The organism is Bacillus cereus group sp. MYBK108-1 (assembly GCF_051917185.1).
Lineage (GTDB): Bacteria > Bacillota > Bacilli > Bacillales > Bacillaceae_G > Bacillus_A > Bacillus_A cereus.
In genome coordinates, this window is record NZ_JBQAHZ010000015.1 from 64,768 (window position 1) to 88,601 (window position 23,834).

A 23,834-nucleotide genomic window follows, 5' to 3' on the forward strand; every position below is an offset into this window, starting at 1 on the left:
CACAATACAATATATGAAAATTTATAGTGAATAGTGCAGAGTTGTACTGTTATGGATAAAACTAACTGCCTGTTGTACAAAAGGAAACATAATAAAAAAGAACACGCATATAAGCATGCTCTTTAACAAGAAAGGTAGATTTCTATAAGTGGATTGCCTCCATACAACAACATATGCTCGTCCAATTTAAACGTGAAAAGTTTTTAACAGAAACGCTATTTTGAGCTTAATAAATGACAAAGCAGCTAGCTAAATGAACTAATTGCTTTGTCATCCAACAATGACGATACCCACAATACTTTGTAACTTATGGTTACAAAGATAGTATGAGCAGCAGCAAAAATGTTATGCAAAAAGTTAAATAAAAACTTCATTTTACGCAATAAAGCAGCTAGCTAATCTAGCTAACCGCTCCATTGTAATACGCTGAGGAGTTTTACTAAGCATACATATTATGAGTTGTAACTACAAGTTACAGCTATAGTATGAACAGAGTTGAAAATGTTATGCAAAAAGTTAAATGAAAACTTTATTAAGCAAAACAAAGCAGCTAGTTAATAAAACTAACTGCTCGTTGTACAAAAGAAATGCTGCACTTACAGAAATAATTTGTAACTTTAAGTTGCAAAAATAGTATGAACCGGGTTGGAAATATTATTCGGAAATGAAAGGAAACTAAACAAAAACTTCATTTTATAGTAATGCAAAAAGAGTACATATTGAATATGTACTCTTGAAAAAAAGGAATGTGATGAAACATAATACTATAACATATGCTTGCCTTATTTAAAAGTGCAAGGAGTGTAACAAAATGGATATTTTAAAATTGAATAACAAATAAAAAGAGCACTGCGAAAAGTGCCCTCGGAGAGATAGCTCAATGTCCTATGAGTTGTCATTCAATATTAATATATGAGCACCTAATTAAAAGTTTACAATATTATCTCAAAAAGAATAACTGTTCCGTTGAATCTTCTTAAGACAGAATGTGACAATCTCAAAAATGGAACTATCTGTAGTTTATACAAGTATAAAAGAATTATACAGTATGAGAAAAGAGCACCATGCATAAGTGCTCTTTAAGATAGGAGGTAACACTTTGAGTGGATGTTTAGGTTAAAATTATATGATGTAGAAAAGAAATAAAACCAAAATTTTATTATTAGTTCAATATAAAAAAGCAGTTAGCAAAAGCTAACTGCACAGTGAATAAGAAGAACACAATGGTCATTCGTATTCAACCTTGGTGTATCTATATTATTAACATATTTTAGGGAGTTATTCAATAAAAAAGCAGCTAACAAAAGTTAACTGCTCGTGCAAGTGAATCGGAGAAAAATTACCGTGTCGTTTGTAGTATTGACGGTGTGTTGAGTTTTATTCAAGGGTAGAAACTCTTTTTCAAGAGAAAAAGGCTAGGATTTCTCCTAGCAAGTCATAGGGTATTCGTCTATGAACGAATTTACTTATATTGTAACGTGATTAACAAATGAATGAGATTTTAACTTAGTTAAGTTTTTTAAAAGAAATTTACATTTATTAATTAAAAGTAAATTTAATTTTAAACAAAATAATCCTTTTGAAGTTAAATAGGTACAATTCACATTCAATTAGTTTTTTGAATGTAATAAGGTATTAAATTAATGAAAACATCCAAAAATGGAAAGTAAAAGTGTTTCGTAAGAAGGAGTGAGAGGATTGAATAATTTAAAGAAGAAGAAATTCAAAAAAGCAATTTCTCGTCGCACAAAGGCTATACAAAAATATGAGAAAGAAAGATTAGATAAAGCATGGATGAACCTTTTCGTGCAGTCAAGTATCACAAAATAAATACAGTCCGGCTAGAAAACTAGAAGACACCAATTCATTAAAGCAGCAAGTAAGGCTGTTTTAGGAATAGGTGTCCTTTTTATTTTGAAAAGGGAGATGGGGAAATGAAGGCGTTAAGTGATCAATTACGTGAGTGGAAAAAGCAATCGAATCAAACAAAAAAGAAAAATAAGAAAAGAAAAAAAGAGAAATTAAGTACGCGTGATATAGAGGATTTAATGGGGATTCGTGGACCGCGTTATGAACGTAGACATGGAGCATTAAGACAAAAGTAATTTAATAATAAAAAGGAGTGGTCTTACATGACTAAACAATTATCTTTCTTGCCAAAAATTGATAGAGTAGCAACGCAGAAAAAATTAGAAGGTGTTCTGGAAAGTGTACGTTTATCTAGGCAGTTTGGAATGATGCGTGAAGAAATGAAAGTCACTCCTTCTTATGAAATTAGATATCACGCACCTACAAATGATGTAGGAAAGCCATTAGAAAATGTTGCAATGGCTAATGTACAACACAGTAAACGAGAAGAGTGGATTAAGCAAACATCATTTTGTATTGATCAATTCCTAAGTCGTTTAGGAAATGGGAGTGCTGGAAAGGACCAAAGAAACATTATTATTAAGCGTTATTTAGAAGATGAAGATGTATGCGATTATATGGTGTATAACGAATTTGGCATGAGCGAGCGTACTTATCGACGCGTTAAGGCTAGAGTGTTTTATAAACTTGCTTTTGCTCTTAGATTAGAAGTTTATGAGACTGAAGAAACTGGAGATAATGAAAAATGAATTTTGTTCAGCCAATACGTGATCCAGAGCAAATACAGCACTTAAAAGAATATTTTAAGGAAAAGAGCTTACGTAATTATATTCTCTTTATTATGGGAATTAATACAGGCCTGAGAATCTCGGACATTTTGAAATTGAAGGTAGGAGATGTAAAAGGTAGTCATATATCTATGAGAGAAAAGAAAACAGGGAAACAGAAACGAATACAAATTACTACAGCACTGAAAAGGGAGCTTAAATGGTTTATTGAAGAAAGAGAAGATAATGAGTACCTATTACAAAGTAGAAAAGGTAGGAATCGTCCGATTGGTCGTAGCATGGCATATAAGATATTAATTGGAGCAGCGGCAGAATTCGGATTAGATGAAATAGGCACACATACCTTGAGAAAGACTTACGGGTATCACATGTACATGCAAACAAAAAACATAGCATTACTTATGGAAATATTCAATCATTCGTCAGAGAAGGTCACATTACGTTATATAGGGTAAATCAAGATGCAATGGATAAAGCAATGACTAGGTTTAAAATCTAAGCATTTGTAGAAAGACATGAAAGTCTAAACTTTTCGAACATAGGACAAGAAACTCTAAACTACTTAGCCAGTAATACTACAATATTCGAAAGTGAAAGATTACCTCAAAGTAGTAATCAATGGATTAATTATATTAAATCTCTGTGGGCTGCGGGGATTGCGACTGAAGCTGAGATTTAATATAAAATGAAGAATCCTGTATTAACAGGACTCTATTTTGATTGTTTCATTACTAATTCTTGTAATGTACTTTATAAACTCAATAATGGGATATGATCCTAATAAAGGATACTGTGTAAAAAAGAATTGGAAAAGATTTTTGTATTTCCTATCAGTTGAAAATCCTTAATTTTAATCGAACTTTATATATTCTATCTCTTTTAGAAATTTCTTATGAAATAAGCTCGGATATTCACGCCTAAAAAGCCATTTTTTATACATAGCTTTAGCAATAAATCGTCGATACAAAAGAAGTCTTCCGTATTCTAAAAAGCCTTAAATACAAAATAAAAACGGGTTTAATGAGTATTTTATATTTTGTACTTCTATGGACAAAATATATTTATTATCAAATCACTTTGTATTAGTTGTATACAAAGGGTACAACTAATAGAAGTATTAGATATTCAGCAAATTTAGATTAGCGATAGGATAATGCTTGTTTCCCTAATGCTTCCCACGATTCAATGAAGATATCTTGGCTCACTTTATGCGCTTTTTTCACAATTAATGGGTCATTGATATAAATGTATTTGTCCTCTAAACCTACAATAACAACAGCGTGTAAATCCAAAGGAGCTGTAATTTTTTTGTCATCATGTTTCCAAGCCTCCCATCTATCTGGAAGGCGATAATCTCCTGTAGTCCATACAACCACAGGCTTACCGAGCTTAATTTGAGCTAACACAGTATTAAAAGTTTTTCCCGTTAAGTTTACTGTGCGATTTGGTAGATAACGTTCCATTAATTCTTGTAACGGTTGAACATGGACAGCGTATCCCTTATTTTTCCCAGTTATATCTCCGACAAAACCTTCTTTAGGATCTCCCCATTGAATAATGTCTCCACTTTTATTTGTAGACAGTGGAGTAGGATCTTTTTTTATCTCTTTAGCTAAATCCATTTTATTAACTTTAATACCTGCATGCTGTAATACCATCGCTAAGCTTGTAACTTCGCATCCATATTTTAATTCTGGCTTTTGCGATATAAGCGGCACATCTAAAATGATTTTTTTAGTGGCTGAAGTGGGAGATGGTTGTAAAGATTTACTTTTTGGAAATGAATGTGTTGTATTTTGAATCAATTTGTTATCTTTTTGTTTAACTTGTAATTCATTCTTTTTAAGAGAGGGTGTTTTTTCTGAACATCCCGCTAAAATTAAAACTAAGGCATACAAAGTTAGAAATCTTTTCATATCATTCACCTTTTTAATAGTACTTACTTAACATCATAATATTCTATTATTAGATATTTTAGAGGTAAAGAACGTTTAACAAGCTTCATTTTATATGGCAAATTCCAAATACCTACGTGTAGTAAAAAGGAATCCTACGCGCACCGATTAATAATTTGTGACTTTAAGTTACAGTTATAGTATAAGCGAGTTGAGGAGAGCTATGCAGGAATAAAAAGTATTAAAAGCTTTATCCCAAAATGAATAATGAACCGGGTAAATATCTGCCTAAAATGTTTCATTAATCAAAATGAACTTTTTTGAACATTTTATGTTTTGTAAAGAGAGAAATGAATATTGAATCCTTTAACAAAATAGGAAGTGAGTATATTTCTTTCTTTTTATACAAATTATTAAGAGTAAAATACTTATGAAATCAGTAGCTTTTATTAAGAGATTATAAATTGTTGGGGTGATTTAATACATGCCAAAGTTAGAGGTAGAGGGATGTAGTCTTTACTACATAGTAAAAGGAGAAGGGACTCCTATCATTTTTATTCACCCACCTACACTTACCTGTGAAAATTTTGAATATCAGATAGAAGAATTATCTAGAAATTTTAAAGTAATCGCTTTTGATGTCAGAGGACATGGGAACAGTCAGAGTTCAAGTCAGCCAATTACGTATTCACTAATTGCTAAAGATATAAAGAGTTTACTGGACCACTTGGAAATAAAAAAGTCTTTTGTATGTGGGTATTCAACAGGAAGCTCAGTTGCCTTGGAATTTTTATTAACATATCCCGAAAATAGTTTAGGGGGAATTTTAATAGGTGGCATGTCAGAAGTGCGTAAAGGGTACTTAAAAAATAAGATTTCTCTAGGTGTCCAATTGGCGAAAGCAAGAGCAATTTCATTTTTAGCATTTGTCATTTCGTGGGGAAATTCTAATACAAAAAAATTATTTAAAAGAATGTTTCGAGAAGCTCGGAAAGGTAATGCAAAAAATATCGAACAATATTATCGCTATAGTTTGCACTATAATTGTACCAATCGCCTTAAAGACATTCATCTACCTATGTTATTGGTTTATGGAAAAAATGACAAAACTTTTTATAGTCATGCAAATTTACTACATAAAGAATTGCCATGTAATGAATTAAGATTTATTACTGGTGCAAAACATCAAATACCAACAAAAGCGGCTACAGAGTTAAATCAAATGATTGAGCAGTTTGTTTGTACGCATTCTAGGTGTCTAAAGAAATTCTTAAATCGTAAAGTATTATCTCAAATCTAAAAGGGGTTTAAAATTAATATTTTCAAAAAGGTTAACGGGATGAGTTTTGTTTCTAACTTGAAAAATTATGATGAACAGTAGATCAATTAGAAATGAAATCGTGGAAACAGGGGATTTTCGAAAATTGAAGATGAATAAAGCAATCCATGTACCCAATGGGCAACGAAAGTATGAGTTAAAGGAAGATAAATAAAAAATTAACAAGTGTAAATGTTAAAGAGTTAATTCGGATCATCATATCAAAAAAAGAAAATTGTACGTATTAAACCAAATTAGCCGATTTCCTGTAAAACAAGGAACCGGCTATCTTTAGTAATAATAAAAAAATTAGATCCCCTTTTGAACTTATAACCATCATCTAAATTTACACCCTTGTTTTTCTGTGTCTAACATGTGTCTAAACGTACAAATTTCCCGAAATGGTATGGTGAGGCCTAATTAGAAATTTTAATAATATAAATTAGATTTAGTTAAGTAATAAAAAAGTGTAGAAAGGTTTTATTTCTACGCTTTTTTATTTTGGGGTATTTCGGAATTCTTAGGTTGATGGATGTGTGGTGCTACCCCAATAAGTTTATAACAAAGATAAATCGTAATGATTATTATTTATTGCGAATTTCGAAAAGATGTATTATACTAAGTTCGCAAACTAAAACGTAATCATTACGTTTTATACCGAGACGATATTTTCTTCATGGAATTGGAGAAAATAAACTTGTAAAAAAGAAAAGAGGAGAATTTCATGCCAAAAAAATTAACTATGTTTTCATTCCTACTTATTTTCACTTTAATTTTTGCTGGATGTTCTAATAAAAAAGAAAGTGCAGTAAAAAAAGATGAGAAACTTTCTGTTTATACAACTATTTTCCCGCTTGCAGATTTCGCAAAAAAAATCGGTGGTGACTATATAACTGTTAAATCAATCTATCCACCTGGTGCAGATTCACATACATTTGAACCAAGCCAAAAACAAACAGTTAAAGTTGCAAAAGCCGATTTATTCATTTATAACGGTGCAGAATTAGAACCGTTTGCTGAAAAAATGGAAAAAACATTACAAAAAGAAAATGTTAAAATTGTAAATGCATCAAAAGGCATCGAACTGCGTGCTGCAACCGAAGATGAACATCATAATCATGGAGATGGACATAAAGAAGATGAAGATCATCATGATAAAGACCCACACGTGTGGTTAGATCCTATACTAGCGATGAAACAAGCTGAAAAAATCAAAAATGCTCTTGTAGAATTACAGCCTGATCATAAACAAGAATTCGAAAAGAATTTTGCAGCACTTCAAACTAAATTTACAGATTTAGACGATCAATTTAAAGCTGCTGTAGCAAATGCAAAAACGAAAGAAATTTTAGTTTCTCATGCAGCCTATGGTTACTGGGAACAACGCTATGGTTTAAAACAAATTCCTATCGCTGGGATTTCAGCTTCTGATGAACCATCTCAAAAAGAGCTTGGTGAAATTACAAAAACAGTTAAAGAACACGGGTTAAAATACATCTTATTCGAAACGTTTTCTACTCCAAAAGTAGCATCAGTTATTCAGAAAGAAACTGCTACAAAAGTTTTACGCTTAAATCACCTTGCTACTATTTCTGAAGACGATGCGAAGAATAATAAAGATTACTTCACTTTAATGAAAGAAAATGTTAATGCTTTAAAAGAAGCAACACAACTCGCATTAGTTGCAGAAAAACCTTCTGAAAAGCAAGAGCAAACATCTGAAAGTCATACACACGAAAATGAACACGATCACAGTCATGATCATAGTCATGCTCATGATGAAGCAACAGAAAAAATTTATGAAGGGTATTTCGAAGACAACCAAGTGAAGGATCGATCACTCTCCGATTGGAAAGGAGACTGGCAATCGGTATATCCATATTTACAAGATGGAACGCTTGATGAGGTATTTGCTTACAAAGCGAAACATAAAGGTAAAATGTCAGCCAAAGAATATAAGGAGTATTATAATGAAGGATATCAAACAGATGTCAACCGTATCGTGATTCAAGGAGATACTGTAACATTCTATAAAAACAAAGAAGAATATTCTGGTAAATATATCTATGATGGGTACAAAATTTTGACATATGATGCAGGGAATAGAGGTGTAAGATACATATTTAAACTAGCAGAAAAAACAGAAGGAGTTCCTCAGTATATTCAATTTAGTGATCATAGTATTTATCCGAATAAAGCTGATCACTACCACTTGTATTGGGGTGACAATCGTGAAGCTTTATTCGATGAAGTCATACACTGGCCTACCTACTACCCATCGGATATGAATGGACATGATATTGCGCACGAGATGATGGCGCATTAAATTAGGAGTCACCAGGATTATTTCTTTGAACAATATATAAAATTCAAAGGTTATCAGTCTAGAATTGCATTGTTTAATACTCAAAAGTTAACTATAAAAAAATACTCTTTTATAATAACAAGTGATTTATACATGTTTTTGGTAGATATTTTAGTAATTGTACTAAATCAAATAAATTGAGAAAAGTAATCCTACACTTCGGTAAACAGGCTTGTAAAGATGCGGTTGCAATAGAATTGTTGGTGGAAGTAGGGTATTCACCTAACGTGAAATCAACTGAACTAAAAGCAGAAGAAATTCGTTTAATTACTAATATCAATAAAAAAATAAAACAAGTGGTAAACCATTTATACGTATAATGCATTTAATCCCTAAAAATTCATATTTTTGGGGATTTTTCTTTAAATAAATTATATTCTTTCGAATTTATTTATTTGGTTTAACATTAGGTTAAATGGATATTATATAAAATCTAAAAAATTTCAGTTTAGAGTTTCTTGTCTTTGTACAGTACATTAAGTGTAGAAAGACATAAAAGTCTAAACTAAAATCTCATGAACAATCGTTGATAAATAGCCCTTACCATAAATTTTGTAGGTACTTTCTTGTCTCAATAACGGGACATGAAAGCCTAAACTACTTAGCCAGTAATAATACAATAAAATGAAAGTAAACTTTTAGCCAATAGAGTACATTCAAATTACTTATTTCAGGATAAGTGATTTGAATGTTTAGCATGATTAACCCCATAAGATAATTCTAATTTAGATAATAAAACAAGAACCCATCTTATTTCATGATAGGTTCCTCTCTTAAATGGAAATATTTTCAGATGTGGCGGGCAATTCGGGGTAGCACCACATGCCCATCAACCTAAGGTTTTTAATTATCCCCATAACGAAAATTTCAACTTTTTACAATTATTCATGAGAATTTGGCTCAATTCCTTCGTTTTGGACAACAATCAATTTCTTAAGTGGATGGTGATGGGAATTTTCCTATTTTTAAATAAATCGGACTGATATTTAAAAAAAGAAAAAACTTACGTGAAATTAAAGTTATATAATCTTGGATTGATGGGTATCTAAAAGCAAAAATGCTCAAGATCAAACAGGTCAATAATGTGCTATAATCTCATGTGTTGAGGTATCGATTGGAAAAAGATATCAGGCACATTAAATTAGAAAAGGAGAAGGAAGGATATGCCACTTATTGTTGACAGAGAACAGGTACGGCATGAAATACTGCATGCACTTCAGCAATGTTTAGAGGAAAAGCCTCTTCTAAAGGTTTCTATGCGAGATATCGCAGCCAAGGCCAAAATCGCTCATTCAAAAATCAACTATTATTTTAATACAAAAGAGAAACTTCTACTGGCTTATATCGAATTTTTTGCTATTTCATATAAAACGGAGATTGAGCATTGGTACATAAAGTATAAACAAAATAACGCCAATCTCAACGAAAGTTCACAAACGATAGTAAAACATTTCATCAAAGATATGGTTTTGATAAGTCATCAAAAACAATCGTGGGCTTTCACACAAATAAGCACTATGGGTCAATACAATACGGAAATAAGGTCTGCAATCAAAAATGTTTATAACGATTGGAGAGAGTCCATCAAACGTGTTTTGGAAGAGATTTATCGAGGCAAGGATGACCACATGGTATATAAGGCAGAAGCAGTTTTAATCATTATTGATGGGCTTCTTATTTATTCACTTCACGAAAAGATAGATGAGTCAAGAATAGATGCTGTGCTAGCAAATATTACGCTATGATGTTTTTTGATTGTTCAAAAAAATTGACGAAACTTGATATGAGTAATATGATTTATTTAGTCCAAGTGGACTAAATAAATCATATTGGAGGTCGCTTATGTCAAAAATTACTGTAGTTGGTTGTGGTGTTATGGGAAGCGCACTGATTCGAGCGTTTATGAAAGCAGGTCACATTATTACTATTGTCGATAAAAATCCTGTTGCAGCCGAACCATTTGTTGCTGAAGGTGCTACGTTCAAATCATCATTGAATGACGCTCTGAATTGCGATTTCATTCTGTTAAACTTACCAGATCATAGGATAGCAATGCAGGTTATTGAACAATGCAAATCGAAAGCTATCAAAGGGAAAATCATTGTAAATACTACTACAACAACCCCAACTCAAGCCGAAATTTTTGAGCAAATGATTAAAGACAAAGGCGCTATCGCCCTTGAAAGTGTGATTATTTGTTACCCTCACGATATTGGTACACCTCGGGCATATCTTGTATATTCTGGCCCTAAGGAGGCTTTTGACCAAATTGAAGATCAGCTTGCGGCACTTTCGCAGCCACATTTTGTGGGGACAGACATTCGCTTTGCAGAAATCATTGAGATGAGCACGTCAGCTCTGCAATTCGGTTTTTATTGGTTTGCCCTACTAGGTTCAGCGCTTTGTATACGAAACAATTTACCTGTCTCCGAGTATTGCAAACATATTAAGACAGCACTTCCAGTGGTGGGGCACCAACTTGTTACCCACTTGCCTGATAATCTAGAAAACTACACTGGAAAATTCCAAGATGCTACTGTCGCATCCTTGGATGTTCATACGCATGGACTCCAAACGATAATGAAAACATTAGAGGATAATAACATTGATACCAGTGTATGTGAAGTTATGGAAAATCAAATGAAAGCAGCTATTGATGCAGGATATGGAAAATGTGATTTTGAAGCAGCAATTACTCAATTATTGAAATAAAGAATCTTCTTTAATCATCCTTGATCTTACATACATGATTCAACCTGAGACTAAAAATTATATACTAACTACTGTATAATAATTGAGTAATTGCAGTGATACCTACTATTAAAAAGTTAACTGAATTGGTGATGATTTATAATTTAGAGATGATTGTGTTATAATCTCGCCAAATTGTTATTAATCTAACGAAAATAAATTACCCTCAAATGAAAAATACGCTATTCTTTCTGTAGAATCATAGGAAAGGATGGCGTTTCTTTATGAATCTTTCGATTCTTGACGAACTTCAACTGATTGCTGAAGAATTACAACGACATATGTCTCCTCATGTTCTAGAACATCTAGCCAAAGAAAAAGGATTCGTTCAGCGAAAGAGTAAATATCAAGCACAGGAGTTAGTTGCTTTATGTGTATGGCTTAGTCAACAAGTCGCTAGTACATCACTCACACAATTATGTAGCTGTCTCGAAGTATCTAGAGGTGTTCTTATCAGCCCTGAAGGGCTTAACCAACGATTCAATGCTTCCGCAGTACAGTTTCTTGAACAAGTTTTATCTAACCTTCTAACTCAAAAGATTTATTCAACACAAAAAATAATTCATCAATATACCACGACTTTTAAGCACATTCGGATTCTAGATTCCACAACATTTCAGCTTCCAGATAAGTTTTCTTCACATTATCAAGGTTCCGGTGGAAGTAGCCATACGGCAGGAGTTAAAATTCAATTGGAGTATGATCTATTGAGCGGAAAGTTCCTCTAAGTTTATGTAGGAGAAGGAAGAGAAAATGATAAAACTTTTAGTTCAACAAGCCTACAAGCCATGTAACCAAAAGACTTGTGTATAAGAGATTTGGGCTATTTCGACTTACATGATTTACAGAAGATTCACGAAAAGGAAGCTTACTATATCTCACGTTTGAAATTAAATTCTCGAATCTATCATAAGAATGATAATCCAGGGTATTTTCGAAATGGGACGGTGAAGAAAGGAACATTATATACTCAGTTAGATATGGAAGAACTCATAAATCAATTGTCCCCTGGTCAAACGATGGGAATTTCAGAAGTGCAATTTAGAGCAGATGTAAAACGAGCATACAATAGTTCTAGTGTTGAGGTCTCTGTGCCTGACAAACCATCTAAACCAGCAGAAGTCCCAACAGCTGTAACAAATGGAATTGCTTTTATTGAAGGTTACAATGTGAATTTACGTAAAGGACCTGGTACAAGCTATTCTAAGATTCGTCAGCTAAATAAACCGGAATCTTATGTTGTATGCGCTGAAAAGGATGGTTGGTTAAATCTTGGTGGTGAACAATGGGTTAAGAACGATCCATCTTATGTAAAGTTTAGTAAGAAAAGCACTGTGAATTCATCAATTATAGGTAAGCGTGTTGTTTCTAAAGTTAATAATTTACGATTTTATGATGCTCCATCTTGGCAGAATAAAGATGTTGCTGGATCTGTAGATACAGGATTAGGTTTCACAATCGATGCGAAAGTAAATGTTAACTAAAGTACACAATAGCGAAGGAAAAACATACTATATTACGACAAGTGAAGCCTATGTGTATGTAGTAAAGTAATTAAAAAGCTGACTATAATAATTAGTCAGCTTTTTGTATACTATAATCTAGTATTTATCAATCCCAAAGGCATGTTCTTTGCCTTTAAGCTGGCACTGAAAAACTTAACACTGTTTCTTTTTACAATGACAACAAATAAAGAAACATTTACAACGACACTTATTTCGCTTAAACTTCCAATCGTCATCGCAACTGTGCTTATCTTTAGATTTCCACCAATCGTCATCACAATGATGCTTATCTTTAGATTTCCACCAATCATCACAACAATGATTTTTCTTAGAACTCCAGCAATTATTATTCCAGGACATTCTTTTATACCTCCCTTCAATTAGGGTTCATATTATTCTATGTTTTAGTAAAAAAACTGCTTGTTCATTAACCTATTATTATATTTTTATATGATAGAGTGCTTTCTATTAGATATAGAATTCATACAAACTATGCTAATTTTCAAGGGAGAGTGGATGGAACTATTGATTATAATATTGATTAAAACACACTTATCAAAGAAAACATTCTAATTTAAAATAATTTCTTATTTGGGAGTATATTGTCTTGAATATATATCAAAATTGGATAGGTAAAAGATTTTATGTAACAATAAATAAAACTTCAGTATATGTAAAGCGATTTTTTACGAATATATAGCTTGATAAAAAATAAAAATCTTCATTTGGTAACCATATTCATATCGTGATATCCAAAATTTAATTCAAGATAACTCATTTAATAAAGACTGCTTAATTTTACCGAATCTGCGAGATACGTTGAAAACAGATTTTGTATCTCCATAAAAATGTTATTTTTCTGAATTTTCAATAAAAATGATTAGATTATACTAACTTAACGATAATGATTAAAAAGGCTACTATAGAACCCAAACATTAATAGAAGAAAGACATATACAAGTATTATGAGTTTGAAAATTTCATAAACTCTAAAATCTTATAAAAAGAGGAGCATGAAACATGAGCGAACAATGTCCAATTAATGTACCATGTCAGGTAGAAGGACAAACCCAAACACCATTAAGTGATGAGACTGCAACACCAATTCTTACTCCAGGAGCACCCATTGTAAAGATTCCAGTTGTATTAGCTGAAAGAACGCTTCAAATTGTTGTAGAGTCCGATATTTCATTAGATCCTCCAGCAGTCGAAATTAAACGCATCTTAAAAAACGTATTTTTAACACAATGTAAGTTAGTGCCTGTAGCATTCGTACCAGTACCAGGTACACCTTACCGACGAGTTACAAGAGCAAAATTATTTGTACAAGGCTATATTCGTAAAAATATTGAATATGCAAATGACGAGTGTAATGGAGTTCTATATGATCGTATTGCAAATGTTCCATTTTCTGGTTTTGCAGATCTGACAGAAGGTGATTTTCTATCATTAGCTTTAGTAGCTTCTTCTTCGGACACTACTTCTCATTTTATAAATCCTAAAAACGGTGATTTACCACGTCTAGACAAATATTTCTTTGAAAATGCAGTTTTTTATAACGAACAACCATATTGTGAATTAGTAAGCGCTCAATTTTTTGAATTAGACTTTTCACCTTGTCCTACAGACCTAAACGAACCATTTGATACGCTTCGTGAAAAAATTGTACTAGATCTTACTTTAAAAGTTTTACAAGTACAACAAGTACAAGTAGCACCATAAAAATAAAAAGAAATTGTCTTTGTTAAAAAGACAATTTCTTTTTTATTTGTATACAACATATATAATGATGAAATGGTCACATACAAAAAACAAATTTTTTGAATTTCATCAGACGGGGGGATGGTGATGAAAAATCCATGGATTGGTAAGGGAATATGGGATGAAATTTACAAGTATAAAATGAATATACAAGATAATTCACACGAAAACAGAGGGGAAAAAGAAGAAGTACCACCTGAATTAAAGGGAGAAGATGTAGCATCAAAATTAGAGAAAGAAGGTAAAGCGTCTGGATCACAAATAGGGCCTTTAATACGCTCACTGGTGGTCAAAACTCCATTTTCTATTTTTTCAGAAGTAACTAGTTTTAAAATATTTCCAAAAATAAATGTTAAAAATCAAGAAGCATTTGTATTTAGGAATGAAAAAGGTGTAGAAGGGCGTGAATTAGATTGTAAGTTATTAACTACAGTGCAACAATATCATTCGGATAGTTATTGTAAATTAGTTTCTTTAAATCTTCATGAGAAGAGAATTCATTTTGAATTATATAACCCAAAAAATAAAGGAAATAAAGAAGAGAATAAGGTAGAGGCATCTTCATGGATTCCTATTCACAGTATAATATTAGAGAGTGAAAATGGGGAAGACGTAAATAATTTTATTACAGCGAAACTACCAGTAGAAATAGGAAGATATAAAGGTGAAATTAGTTTACGAGAAAAGGTTGTATTTAAAGAAAAAGTCATAGGAATAAAAGAGGTTGAACAGGAGATTATTTTGACAAAAACCGAATTTTTAATACCAAAGGTAAAAAAGAATGGGCAAAATACACTTACAGTTGAAAAAGGGAGCTTATTGGTAGAAGGGTATATATATCAATGTATTGAATACATATCAGAACAAAGTACACTTCATGATAATGAGCATCAGTTAATACAAAATATTGTATTGGAGTTAATCATTCAAGTAATACAAGAACAAGAAGTACAAGTGCGAATTAAATAAAAATAATTATATTCCCTCGATTAGCTAATTATTTTTATTCGTAGTGTATCGATGGGTATTCTTTTGTAAATCATTCAGTGCTGCAAACTATTTGTTAAATGGTTTATCCTTGATAAATTCAATTTTACATTGTTACTAAATTGTATGAATCTCCTCTGGTTTAAGTTTTAAAAAAGTGCTAACAAGTTTGCAAACGATCTTGCTAACACTTATACAGAATAGACATAAATTATCGCTGATATGTCGTTTTTAAAAATAGTCTTAATCAGTTAAATCACACTTATACGAAATGCTCATAAAAACCGTCTTAATATCAAGAATATAACATGTTAGGTCAAACAAACCTTGATATAACAATGTTTGTTTAACTTGCATTTATAAAATATTTACATTTTATAAATGCAAGTTATCCAAATCAACGTAATTATAAACATAAACATGATTAACACCAATCGTTTTACGTGACATTTGTATATTTTAAGTCTTTGATAAATAATACAATTTAAATTTTGCAGATCAGTAGAATGAGGAAATATGCTTAGAGTATTAGCGAAACCCAACCCTAATCAATTCTTCATCATTTATTTCAATTACGAATCTATATTCTTTGTCTAATAGCCAGTAATAAAAACTGACTGCATCAACGTCAACTAGTGATTGGAATACTTTATCAAGATTTGTACTTACTACAGGGATTTCATAGTTATCCCATATTATAAAAATCTGTTCGTTAAAATCTAGTTGGTTTGCTCTAATAAGGGAAATTAGTTGTTCTTTGTTCGAAGCTATGAATTGATTATCTATCTGTTCCCAATCTATTCTTCCCGAGCCAGTTATAGGAAATGAATTCATTAAAATAGTAGCAATCTGCTGGCTTTTTTCTTGGGGGAAAATGACAGTTTCGTTTCCTAGGGATTCAAGGCATTCATTAAACAAAGGGTTTGTATCATTTCTGTTTTTTGTTTTCAATGCTCTTAACTTTTGTCGCAATTTCCATTGTCTTGACGATCTATCATCCATTTTTAACATTCCTTATACAATTATTTAAAAATGAGTATAGCATATAAGGAAACTCTTTATGAAAAGGAACTTTTTAAATATAAATTAAACAAAAGCGTTATTTGAAAAAAGGGCCTTTTAAGGAAAGATAAGAGGCCATCAAAAAATATAACAACATGAGAATTTTATATTATGTATATACAATTTAAAGAGTTAGTGGAAATAATAAAATGTATAAAATTCTTATAAAAAAGCCCTAGGATTAGGGGATCTAGGGCTTCCTCTGTTGGTATATCTCACACGACATTATAAAAAGAAAAGAACTTAATGAAGATAACACATGAATGTTTCGTAAATGTATCAAAAAAGTGAACAAAAACGTTATTTTATTAGAAAAGTATGATTGTATGAAAGAAGAGGCGTTAGCAAAAATATACCTTAACGAAATCGGCTTTATTTTTCAGCAAAGTATTCTTCTTAAGTGACTCCTGTTGTAAAGGTAGCAGCGAAAACAGAAAGAGTTCTTTTTTTGGCAGACTGAGAAATTGTTAGTGAAATACGGATGGGGAAATATGAACATGATTATTTGAAAGTACGGGAAGAGAAATTGCTAAAATGGCAAGATGTACTTGGATTTTAAAGGAAAAAACTCCTATTGAATGTAGGAGTTTTTTCTTTGTTTGAAAGTTCAAAAAGATATATAATAATTTTCTGACTATTAAAATATGGAGGGGTATTAATGAAAACTGAAATGTTACACACACAAGAAGACATTTTAAAAATGCTTGATTCATTATTAAGACCTGCTGAACCCTTTTGGAATGAGTTTTATGAGAATAGAGAAAAGGATGTTCCGTTTTTTGAAAATGTTCCAGATGAGAATCTAGTTTCGTATATACAAAAAGAGAGGGTTTTAAAAGGGAAGGTATTAGAACTTGGATGTGGTCCAGGTAGAAATGCCATTTATTTAGCGACTCAAGGATTTGATGTAACAGCAGTGGATTTATCTGTAGAAGGCATTAACTGGGCAAAAGAGAGGGCATTGGCAAAAGGGGTAGAAATTCATTTTATTTGTGATTCAATTTTTAATTTAGAGGTTCAAAACGAATTTGATTTTGTATATGATTCGGGCTGTTTGCATCACATTCCACCGCATAGAAGAATAAATTATGTGGATTTAATTAAAAACTTATTAAAATCGGGTGGTTATTTCGGATTAACATGTTTTGCGGCAGGCGATTTAGATGAGCGAAATGGATCAGAAATAACAGATTGGGACGTATATAGAGAATGGAGTCTACAAGGTGGTCTTGCATACTCGGAAGAAAAGTTAAGAGAGATATTTAAAGAATTTGAGGTAATTGAGATTAGAAGGATGAAACAAATAAAACAACCGAATGAAATGTTTGGAGAATCATTTCTTTGGACAGCATTATTTAAGAAGAAATAAGAAAGTAGATAATTGACAAACTCATCGTTTTTATAGACAATACACTTATAGGAATATACGTTCGGTTTTTGGCCGGCTTATGTTTTACATAAATATATAACAAGGGGCTGTCTCCATATGAGTAACACAAATCAAAAAATTACTACGTTTTTAATGTTTGAGGGCAAAGCTGAGGAAGCGATGAATTTTTATACGTCGCTATTTGATCAATCAGAAATTGTAAGTATTTCTCGCTACGATGAAAATGGACCTGGTAAAGAGGGAACTGTAATTCATGCAACTTTTACGCTAAATGGCCAAGAGTTTATGTGTATTGATAGTTATGTAAATCATAATTTCACATTCACTCCAGCTATGTCTCTTTATGTAACTTGTGAGACAGAAGAAGAAATTGAAACGGTCTTTCATAAATTAGCGCAGGATGGAGCAATTCTTATGCCTTTAGGTTCTTATCCGTTTAGTAAAAAGTTTGGCTGGTTAAATGATAAGTATGGTGTATCTTGGCAGTTAACTCTTGCTGAATAAAAAAGAAAAAGCGTAGCTTATTTGTTTGTAAAAGATGTTCATCTTGTATGGAATGAAGTTTCTAGGGTTTTAAAGAATAAAGGTATTCTTATTGCTGGATTTACAAATCCGTTACTATGGATTTTTGATGATAACCAAGAGCAAAAAGGTATTCTTGATGTTAAACATTCAATTCCTTCATCAACATTGGATTATTTACCAGAGGATGAAGTTCAAGATTACATCGATTCAAATCAAACAATAGAATATGCGCATACTTTAGAAGACCAAATCCAAGGCCAAATTGAAGCTGGTTTTGCTATAACAGGTTTTTATGAGGATGATTTTGGTGGAACAAGGATATTAGATAAGCATATTAAAACATTTATTGCGACAAAAGCTATAAAGTTAAAGATGGATTAAGAATTTTTGCTTGTCGCACGGGGCGTTAGTCGAAGAACGCTCTTAAAATAGAAAAGGATGGTGCTTTCCATCCTTTTCCTTATGTATTTTGAGTGTCGAAACTATTCTCAAAACAAGTTTTACACTACCAATTGTATAATTAGGTTATGCTTTTATATTAAGAATTTTGCTGACCAAATCTTTTCCCGAGTTTAGCTAACAATTCAGGTTGATCGCTTTGGCTCATTATAACTTCAATAAAGATAAGTTGATTCTTATTAAAAGTTATATTTGTTAAGACTTCTGCTAATTCTGATTCATTTTCTACTTTAAATGTTAGACTTTTTTCTTCTGCCCCAAATACCATTGATAGTTTATTGTAATCCCACATTTGTATATCATTATAAGGTTGGTTTTGGCCGTGAATGGCACGTTCAACAGTGTATCCGTTGTTATTGATTAAAAATATAATTGGTTTTAAATTTTGACGTAATATAGTTGATAACTCTTGGACAGTTACTTGGAAAGAACCATCACCAATAATTAAAATGTTGCGCCGTGATAAATTGGCGAGCTGTGTACCAAGTAGAGCGGGCAGTGTATATCCGATAGATCCCCATAACGGTTGTCCTACATATGCAGTGTTATTAGGTAGAGGGATAGCAGCACTACCAAAGAAAGGTGTTCCTTGCTCTACAATTAAGACGTCGTTTTCTTGTAAGAAATGGTACATTTGCTGCCAAAAACGTTTTTGTGTGACCATTTGTGCTTTTGGAATGAACTCTTCAGTAAAAGGTGAGGATTCTAAAATAAATGGCTTAACGTCAAGGGTATCTTTATTACGATGCTCAATTGAATCACTTAAATGTTGTAAAACATCCTGCATTACAACTGGACCGTATTTTTTATCTATAATTTTCACAGTGTAGGGATGGATTTCTATAACTTGTTCTTTTGTAAAACCTTGTGTGAAGCCGCCTGTAATAGTATCAGTTAACTTCACACCAATACTAATAATACAATCAGATTCATCAATTCTTTTTCGCAAGTACGGAGAACTTACATCACCAGTATAAATCCCTATAAATTGAGGCTGTTTTTCTGGGAATATTCCTTTTCCCATACTTAACGTCGCGATGGGAAACCCAGTTTTTTCTACGAATTGATGTAAATTTTCTTTAGCGTGAAATCGATCTACTTCAAAATCAGCTAAAATAACAGGTTTTTTGGCACTATTTATTTTTGAAATGGCATGTAGAAGCATTTTATTTAATGCTTTTTTATTACTTAAAATAGGTTTATTTATAATAGGTTCTGTCGGTTTATTAATTGGTTTATTATACACATCAATTGGCAAATTAATATGAACAGGGCGTTTTTCATTCCAACATGCACGTAATACACGGTCAATTTCCTCAGCTGCATGCTCAGGTGTTACATTTGTTTGTGCCACAGTGATTTCTCGATACATATTGGAAAAGTGATCGAACTTTCCATCGCCTAACGTATGATGGACGATTGCTCCATTTTCCATTACTTTTGTTGGTGGCGTACCCGTGATTTTTATAACTGGCACGTTTTCTGCATATGAGCCAGCAATACCGTTAATGGCGCTTAATTCTCCGACACCGAAAGTAGTAATAAGAGCAGCGATTCCTTTTATGCGAGCGTACCCATCTGCTGCATATGCAGCATTTAATTCATTACAATTGCCAATCCACTTTAAATTTTTATGTGCTACCACATCATCTAAAAAGGCAAGATTATAATCACCAGGAACCCCAAATATATGTTCAATTCCTAATTCGTGTAGTCTATCCAATAAATATGTACTTACAGTATATTGTTTTTTCAAATGAATCATCTCCTAATTATGCAATGAATGTTTCAATAGACTGAACAAGTTCTAATGCGTTGATTAAAATATTCATTACTAGATTGTGGTATAATTTACATACAGGGGGAAAGTAGATGACACAACATAAAGAAGAACAGATGAATGAGGCATTAGCATTATTTTATTTTGCATATAAAACATTTACTGAAAAGCCAGATGAAATTATAAAAGAATATGGCATTCAACGAGTACATCATCGAATTTTATTTTTTATCGCACGTTTTCCAGGGATAAGTGTAAATGAGTTATTATCACTATTAGAAATAAGTAAACAAGCGCTCCACGGACCGCTACGTCAACTTGTGGAAAAGGGCTTAATTGAGAGTAGTGAAGCTATGCATGATCGACGTGTGAAACAGTTGTCTTTAACAGAAAAAGGTACAGATTTAGAGAAAAAACTGAGTGATGTACAAAGACAACAAATGGGTGCTATTTTTTCAAAATTTGGTGAATCATGTGAGGACAATTGGCACCAAGTTATGAATGAAATGGCAAATAGCCGATCAGGTTTTGATGCTTGGATATCGAAACGTGAAATACCAGTCGATCAAAAATAAGGAAAAAACTTCTGTTTTTATCGTTTGAAAAAGAACAAATTTTATCCATACATTTGGCAACTATGATTTGGTCATAGAGTGAATGGATAAAAAGATACATTACTAGATACTTTATACGTGTACGCAATGGAACAATAAAATTCACATTTCCGAAAGGGGAATTATAATGATAAAACTTGTACTTATTCGTCACGGACAAAGCTTATGGAATCTTGAAAATCGCTTTACTGGATGGACAGATGTTGATCTATCAGAGAATGGATTAAGTGAAGCGAGAGAAGCAGGAGCAATATTAAAGAAAAACGGATATACTTTTGATGTGGCTTATACATCAGTATTAAAACGCGCAATTCGGACGTTATGGATTGTACTTCATGAGATGGATCTTACTTGGGTTCCAATACATAAATCTTGGAAGCTAAATGAAAGACATTATGGTGCATTGCAAGGGCTGAATAAAGATGAAACTGCACAAAAATATGGTGAGGAGCAAGTTCATATTTGGAGAAGAAGTGTTGATGTAAGACCACCGGCTCTTACTGAAGACGATCCTCGATATGAAGCGATCGATCCAAGATATAAAACACTCAAAAAAGGTGAATTTCCATTAACTGAATGTTTAGAGGATACGGAGAAGAGAGTACTTGCTTATTGGCATTCAGAAATTGCGCCGACATTAAAAAGTGGTAACAAAGTAATTATTTCATCACACGGTAACACAATTCGCTCGCTAGTAAAATATTTAGACAACCTTTCAAGTGATGGTGTAGTTTCATTAAATATTCCCACTAGCATTCCGCTTGTTTATGAATTAGACGAAAACTTACGTCCGATTCGTCATTATTATTTAAGTATGGATGGAGAAGTACCTGAAGGGGAAATTCCGAAACATATTTCTTTTTAATACGAAAATTTGAAATGAATGCTTGTCTACATATACAATATAGACTCATGGTAAAGTGAAATTTTAATCAGTGGGGATCTTACTGCCCACAAATAACAGGATAAAAGACGTGGTACTTTCTAATATATATGCGATGTAGCTAATTTTAGAAGCTTGTCCACGTCTTTTGTCATAAAGAGAGCAGCTTGCGCATGTAATGATATCGTGAGTAGTTTTTGAATGGAGGGTGATGTGATTAATGATCTCTAACATTCGAATTGGCTTATTTGTTTTAGCGATTGTCTTTGTAGTCCTTGTTTTCTTTTATTGGAAAAATGAGGAGTTGTACGAGGAGAAAAAGCAACGTATTAGAAAGACTTGGTATGGTTTGTTTATCATATCTGTCACCGTGTATTTCATGATAAAAGGAATTGATTTAACCCTCTGGAAAAATCTTTTAATGTTTACTGCAATGACTATTTTTGTTGATATTGCGTTCATTTTAACACCTAATATTTCTGAAATATGGGGTGCGAAATTTAGCGATATTGGCAAGACAGTTCAATCAATAAAACGATCATTAATTGCATCTAAAGCGAGAGGAGAAATATACACGACAATTATTCAAAATGTTAATCCAGCAGTATTCGGTACGATGGAATGGCATACGGAAGAGGAATATACAAAGAGCTTAAATGCATTTTTAGATTCATATGGGGAAAAGATTGGCGCGAAAATTGTTGTTTTTGAAGCCGCGAAAGAGTTAAATACAAACTTTCGTGGTATTCGCTCGCAATTTAGTATTATCGTTCCGTTAGAACATATCGAGCAATTGAATGAGCAGAAAGCGGTGCAAGTAGAAAATGTCGGGATTATACCAGCAAAAATAGTAAGTGACGTTTTCATTGTTATTGATGGAAAGAAAAATAACCTGCAAGATCGGGATTTTGAAAATGTATATAATTTAACAATACATCATAGTTATTTTAGTAAATAAGGACAGAATCTTTTTCTGTCCTTTTCTTCTATACATAAATTAAAAACAAAATCCGACAAAGTTGAATAAAATTGGACAATCATTCCTACACTAGCATGTAGAGGTGATTGTAGTGGTAAAAGATTATGACAATGATTTTTTTAAAGAAGGTAACGAAGATACAACAGATTTCTCTTTAATAAAAGGGGATACGTTGCAGCAAGTAGAAGAATTAGAAGAAGAATTAAAAAGAAAATCATAAGTGTACACTCTTTCTACATTTGCTATATAATATAAATAAAAGGTTGTATCTTTTTGAAAAGGGGGAGAAGAGATGGCTGAAGTCAATGTGCAAAAGTCTTCGTTTTTTAAAGAAAAAAAAGAAGAATCCAATACAGATTTCTCTCTTGTGAAAGGTGCATTAACGGAGAATATAAATCGGTTAGAGAAATTGATGAATAATAGTAGTTCAAAATATATACAGGTGAAAAGAACAAAAGAAAATGCATAGAGCATTTTCTTTTGTTTTTTCATTTAATAGTAAACTTATCTTTTAATTTTTCAGGTAAATCTGCTTTCTGAATCTCTTCATAGGACTTTACTTCAATTGATAATATTTCATTTTTGCTATTATCATCTTGATCTACATAATGGCGTAAAAACGCGTTTTCATTTAATTTATGGTCGTTTTCTTTTTTTGTACTTCTAAATGTAATTTGTTTTTTTTGACACCATCTTCATCATATGCGGGCAGCGTATAGTTTCGTAAGTTTCTATCATCTACATTTTCGATAGTTTCTTCGTCTTTTATCTGCATGTAATATACATCTTTACCAATTCTATTTAGTAACGCTCTCTCACAGCTAATAGTAAAACTAGAAAGTAATAAACATAGTGTAATAATTACTGGGAATTTTTTCATTTCTTTATCTCCTTCAAAGTATT

Annotated in this window: 19 protein-coding genes and 7 pseudogenes; 21 read left to right on the plus strand and 5 right to left on the minus strand. The window is 32.1% G+C overall.

Annotated elements, in window-relative coordinates; genetic code table 11:
• Positions 1-1,698: 1,698 nt before the first annotated feature.
• From ACTFSL_RS19685 to ACTFSL_RS19700, 4 genes and pseudogenes are all read left to right on the plus strand, one after another.
• Complete coding sequence (locus tag ACTFSL_RS19685; protein WP_135277641.1) at positions 1,699-1,830, plus strand: DUF3983 domain-containing protein; 132 nt, start codon at positions 1,699-1,701, stop codon at positions 1,828-1,830.
• Between the two features lie 104 nt (positions 1,831-1,934).
• Positions 1,935-2,105 carry a hypothetical protein gene (locus tag ACTFSL_RS19690; RefSeq protein ID WP_088119035.1) on the plus strand — a complete coding sequence of 57 codons (171 nt, stop codon included), beginning with the start codon at positions 1,935-1,937 and terminating at the stop codon, positions 2,103-2,105.
• A gap of 27 nt (positions 2,106-2,132) precedes the next feature.
• Positions 2,133-2,618, plus strand: coding sequence for an ArpU family phage packaging/lysis transcriptional regulator (locus ACTFSL_RS19695; RefSeq protein ID WP_135277639.1), 486 nt, complete (start codon positions 2,133-2,135; stop codon positions 2,616-2,618).
• A pseudogene (locus ACTFSL_RS19700) lies at positions 2,615-3,156 on the plus strand (site-specific integrase). Before ACTFSL_RS19695 ends, ACTFSL_RS19700 begins: the two are co-directional and overlap by 4 nt.
• 640 nt (positions 3,157-3,796) lie before the next feature.
• Here the strand turns inward: ACTFSL_RS19700 and ACTFSL_RS19705 are convergent.
• Positions 3,797-4,573 carry a C39 family peptidase gene (locus ACTFSL_RS19705; protein WP_135277636.1) on the minus strand — a complete coding sequence of 259 codons (777 nt, stop codon included), beginning with the start codon at positions 4,571-4,573 and terminating at the stop codon, positions 3,797-3,799.
• 463 nt (positions 4,574-5,036) lie between these two features.
• Between ACTFSL_RS19705 and ACTFSL_RS19710 the strand changes: the two genes are divergently transcribed.
• The 6 genes and pseudogenes from ACTFSL_RS19710 to ACTFSL_RS19735 all read left to right on the plus strand — a co-directional run bounded on the left by ACTFSL_RS19710 (position 5,037) and on the right by ACTFSL_RS19735 (position 12,540).
• Positions 5,037-5,852 carry an alpha/beta fold hydrolase gene (locus ACTFSL_RS19710; protein ID WP_440042256.1) on the plus strand — a complete coding sequence of 272 codons (816 nt, stop codon included), beginning with the start codon at positions 5,037-5,039 and terminating at the stop codon, positions 5,850-5,852.
• 742 nt (positions 5,853-6,594) lie between these two features.
• A pseudogene (locus ACTFSL_RS19715) lies at positions 6,595-7,539 on the plus strand (metal ABC transporter substrate-binding protein); the annotation flags it as partial.
• A gap of 27 nt (positions 7,540-7,566) precedes the next feature.
• A pseudogene (locus tag ACTFSL_RS19720) lies at positions 7,567-8,196 on the plus strand (metal-binding protein ZinT); the annotation flags it as partial.
• 1,202 nt (positions 8,197-9,398) lie between these two features.
• Positions 9,399-9,980, plus strand: a complete 582-nt coding sequence (locus tag ACTFSL_RS19725; protein WP_135277628.1) for a TetR/AcrR family transcriptional regulator — start codon at positions 9,399-9,401, stop codon at positions 9,978-9,980.
• Positions 9,981-10,077: 97 nt separating this feature from the next.
• The gene (locus ACTFSL_RS19730; RefSeq protein ID WP_072192703.1) at positions 10,078-10,947 is read left to right on the plus strand and encodes an NAD(P)-binding domain-containing protein; all 870 of its coding nucleotides are present in this window, start codon (positions 10,078-10,080) and stop codon (positions 10,945-10,947) included.
• A gap of 263 nt (positions 10,948-11,210) precedes the next feature.
• Positions 11,211-12,540 (plus strand): annotated as a pseudogene (locus tag ACTFSL_RS19735) (IS4 family transposase).
• A gap of 40 nt (positions 12,541-12,580) precedes the next feature.
• Here the strand turns inward: ACTFSL_RS19735 and ACTFSL_RS19740 are convergent.
• On the minus strand, positions 12,581-12,871 hold the full coding sequence (locus ACTFSL_RS19740) for a hypothetical protein (RefSeq protein ID WP_205664826.1): 291 nt from the start codon (positions 12,869-12,871) through the stop codon (positions 12,581-12,583).
• A gap of 640 nt (positions 12,872-13,511) precedes the next feature.
• Here ACTFSL_RS19740 and ACTFSL_RS19745 point away from each other — a divergent pair.
• The gene (locus ACTFSL_RS19745) at positions 13,512-14,213 is read left to right on the plus strand and encodes a CsxC family protein (protein ID WP_135277624.1); all 702 of its coding nucleotides are present in this window, start codon (positions 13,512-13,514) and stop codon (positions 14,211-14,213) included.
• 126 nt (positions 14,214-14,339) lie between these two features.
• Positions 14,340-15,221, plus strand: a complete 882-nt coding sequence (locus tag ACTFSL_RS19750) for a BC_2427 family protein (protein WP_088338929.1) — start codon at positions 14,340-14,342, stop codon at positions 15,219-15,221.
• Between the two features lie 546 nt (positions 15,222-15,767).
• On the opposite strand, the gene ACTFSL_RS19755 is transcribed toward ACTFSL_RS19750, so the two are convergent.
• Positions 15,768-16,241: a CDI toxin immunity protein gene (locus tag ACTFSL_RS19755; RefSeq protein WP_135277622.1), complete on the minus strand. Its 474-nt coding sequence runs from the start codon at positions 16,239-16,241 to the stop codon at positions 15,768-15,770.
• A gap of 460 nt (positions 16,242-16,701) precedes the next feature.
• Between ACTFSL_RS19755 and ACTFSL_RS19760 the strand changes: the two are divergent.
• From ACTFSL_RS19760 to ACTFSL_RS19775, 4 genes and pseudogenes are all read left to right on the plus strand, one after another.
• Positions 16,702-16,860 (plus strand): annotated as a pseudogene (locus ACTFSL_RS19760) (ABC transporter ATP-binding protein); the annotation flags it as partial.
• A gap of 99 nt (positions 16,861-16,959) precedes the next feature.
• A complete protein-coding gene (locus tag ACTFSL_RS19765) occupies positions 16,960-17,670 on the plus strand; it encodes a class I SAM-dependent methyltransferase (protein WP_135277620.1) in 711 nt (236 codons plus the stop codon).
• Positions 17,671-17,787: 117 nt separating this feature from the next.
• Entirely contained in the window at positions 17,788-18,195 is a 408-nt protein-coding gene (locus ACTFSL_RS19770) for a VOC family protein (RefSeq protein WP_000072495.1), read from the plus strand.
• A gap of 12 nt (positions 18,196-18,207) precedes the next feature.
• Positions 18,208-18,597, plus strand: a pseudogene (locus tag ACTFSL_RS19775) (SAM-dependent methyltransferase); the annotation flags it as partial.
• Between the two features lie 157 nt (positions 18,598-18,754).
• Here ACTFSL_RS19775 and ACTFSL_RS19780 read toward each other — a convergent pair.
• Positions 18,755-20,440 carry an alpha-keto acid decarboxylase family protein gene (locus tag ACTFSL_RS19780; RefSeq protein ID WP_135277618.1) on the minus strand — a complete coding sequence of 562 codons (1,686 nt, stop codon included), beginning with the start codon at positions 20,438-20,440 and terminating at the stop codon, positions 18,755-18,757.
• A 107-nt stretch (positions 20,441-20,547) separates the two neighbouring features.
• Between ACTFSL_RS19780 and ACTFSL_RS19785 the strand changes: the two genes are divergently transcribed.
• The 5 genes from ACTFSL_RS19785 to spoIISB all read left to right on the plus strand — a co-directional run bounded on the left by ACTFSL_RS19785 (position 20,548) and on the right by spoIISB (position 23,400).
• Positions 20,548-21,030, plus strand: coding sequence for a MarR family winged helix-turn-helix transcriptional regulator (locus tag ACTFSL_RS19785; RefSeq protein ID WP_135277616.1), 483 nt, complete (start codon positions 20,548-20,550; stop codon positions 21,028-21,030).
• 166 nt (positions 21,031-21,196) lie between these two features.
• Positions 21,197-21,934 (plus strand): 2,3-diphosphoglycerate-dependent phosphoglycerate mutase, encoded by a 738-nt coding sequence (gene gpmA, locus ACTFSL_RS19790; protein ID WP_088339127.1) that lies wholly within the window; start codon positions 21,197-21,199, stop codon positions 21,932-21,934.
• A gap of 238 nt (positions 21,935-22,172) precedes the next feature.
• Entirely contained in the window at positions 22,173-22,910 is a 738-nt protein-coding gene (locus tag ACTFSL_RS19795; protein WP_135277614.1) for a type II toxin-antitoxin system SpoIISA family toxin, read from the plus strand.
• Positions 22,911-23,022: 112 nt separating this feature from the next.
• Positions 23,023-23,151, plus strand: a complete 129-nt coding sequence (locus tag ACTFSL_RS19800) for a hypothetical protein (protein WP_000237819.1) — start codon at positions 23,023-23,025, stop codon at positions 23,149-23,151.
• Positions 23,152-23,223: 72 nt separating this feature from the next.
• Complete coding sequence (gene spoIISB, locus ACTFSL_RS19805; RefSeq protein ID WP_000852629.1) at positions 23,224-23,400, plus strand: stage II sporulation protein SB; 177 nt, start codon at positions 23,224-23,226, stop codon at positions 23,398-23,400.
• Positions 23,401-23,419: 19 nt separating this feature from the next.
• On the opposite strand, the pseudogene ACTFSL_RS19810 reads toward spoIISB, so the two are convergent.
• Positions 23,420-23,811 (minus strand): annotated as a pseudogene (locus tag ACTFSL_RS19810) (YxeA family protein).
• Positions 23,812-23,834: the final 23 nt, after the last annotated feature.

What these genes read in the sequence shown, in the direction of transcription:
- ACTFSL_RS19690 (WP_088119035.1), top strand. Translation starts at nt 1,935, where the DNA reads ATGAAGGCGTTAAGTGATCAATTACGTGAGTGGAAAAAGCAATCGAAT.
- ACTFSL_RS19695 (WP_135277639.1), top strand. Translation starts at nt 2,133, where the DNA reads ATGACTAAACAATTATCTTTCTTGCCAAAAATTGATAGAGTAGCAACG.
- ACTFSL_RS19705 (WP_135277636.1), bottom strand. Translation starts at nt 4,573, where the DNA reads ATGAAAAGATTTCTAACTTTGTATGCCTTAGTTTTAATTTTAGCGGGA.
- ACTFSL_RS19710 (WP_440042256.1), top strand. Translation starts at nt 5,037, where the DNA reads ATGCCAAAGTTAGAGGTAGAGGGATGTAGTCTTTACTACATAGTAAAA.
- ACTFSL_RS19725 (WP_135277628.1), top strand. Translation starts at nt 9,399, where the DNA reads ATGCCACTTATTGTTGACAGAGAACAGGTACGGCATGAAATACTGCAT.
- ACTFSL_RS19730 (WP_072192703.1), top strand. Translation starts at nt 10,078, where the DNA reads ATGTCAAAAATTACTGTAGTTGGTTGTGGTGTTATGGGAAGCGCACTG.
- ACTFSL_RS19745 (WP_135277624.1), top strand. Translation starts at nt 13,512, where the DNA reads ATGAGCGAACAATGTCCAATTAATGTACCATGTCAGGTAGAAGGACAA.
- ACTFSL_RS19750 (WP_088338929.1), top strand. Translation starts at nt 14,340, where the DNA reads ATGAAAAATCCATGGATTGGTAAGGGAATATGGGATGAAATTTACAAG.
- ACTFSL_RS19755 (WP_135277622.1), bottom strand. Translation starts at nt 16,241, where the DNA reads ATGGATGATAGATCGTCAAGACAATGGAAATTGCGACAAAAGTTAAGA.
- ACTFSL_RS19765 (WP_135277620.1), top strand. Translation starts at nt 16,960, where the DNA reads ATGAAAACTGAAATGTTACACACACAAGAAGACATTTTAAAAATGCTT.
- ACTFSL_RS19770 (WP_000072495.1), top strand. Translation starts at nt 17,788, where the DNA reads ATGAGTAACACAAATCAAAAAATTACTACGTTTTTAATGTTTGAGGGC.
- ACTFSL_RS19780 (WP_135277618.1), bottom strand. Translation starts at nt 20,440, where the DNA reads ATGATTCATTTGAAAAAACAATATACTGTAAGTACATATTTATTGGAT.
- ACTFSL_RS19785 (WP_135277616.1), top strand. Translation starts at nt 20,548, where the DNA reads ATGACACAACATAAAGAAGAACAGATGAATGAGGCATTAGCATTATTT.
- gpmA (WP_088339127.1), top strand. Translation starts at nt 21,197, where the DNA reads ATGATAAAACTTGTACTTATTCGTCACGGACAAAGCTTATGGAATCTT.
- ACTFSL_RS19795 (WP_135277614.1), top strand. Translation starts at nt 22,173, where the DNA reads ATGATCTCTAACATTCGAATTGGCTTATTTGTTTTAGCGATTGTCTTT.
- spoIISB (WP_000852629.1), top strand. Translation starts at nt 23,224, where the DNA reads ATGGCTGAAGTCAATGTGCAAAAGTCTTCGTTTTTTAAAGAAAAAAAA.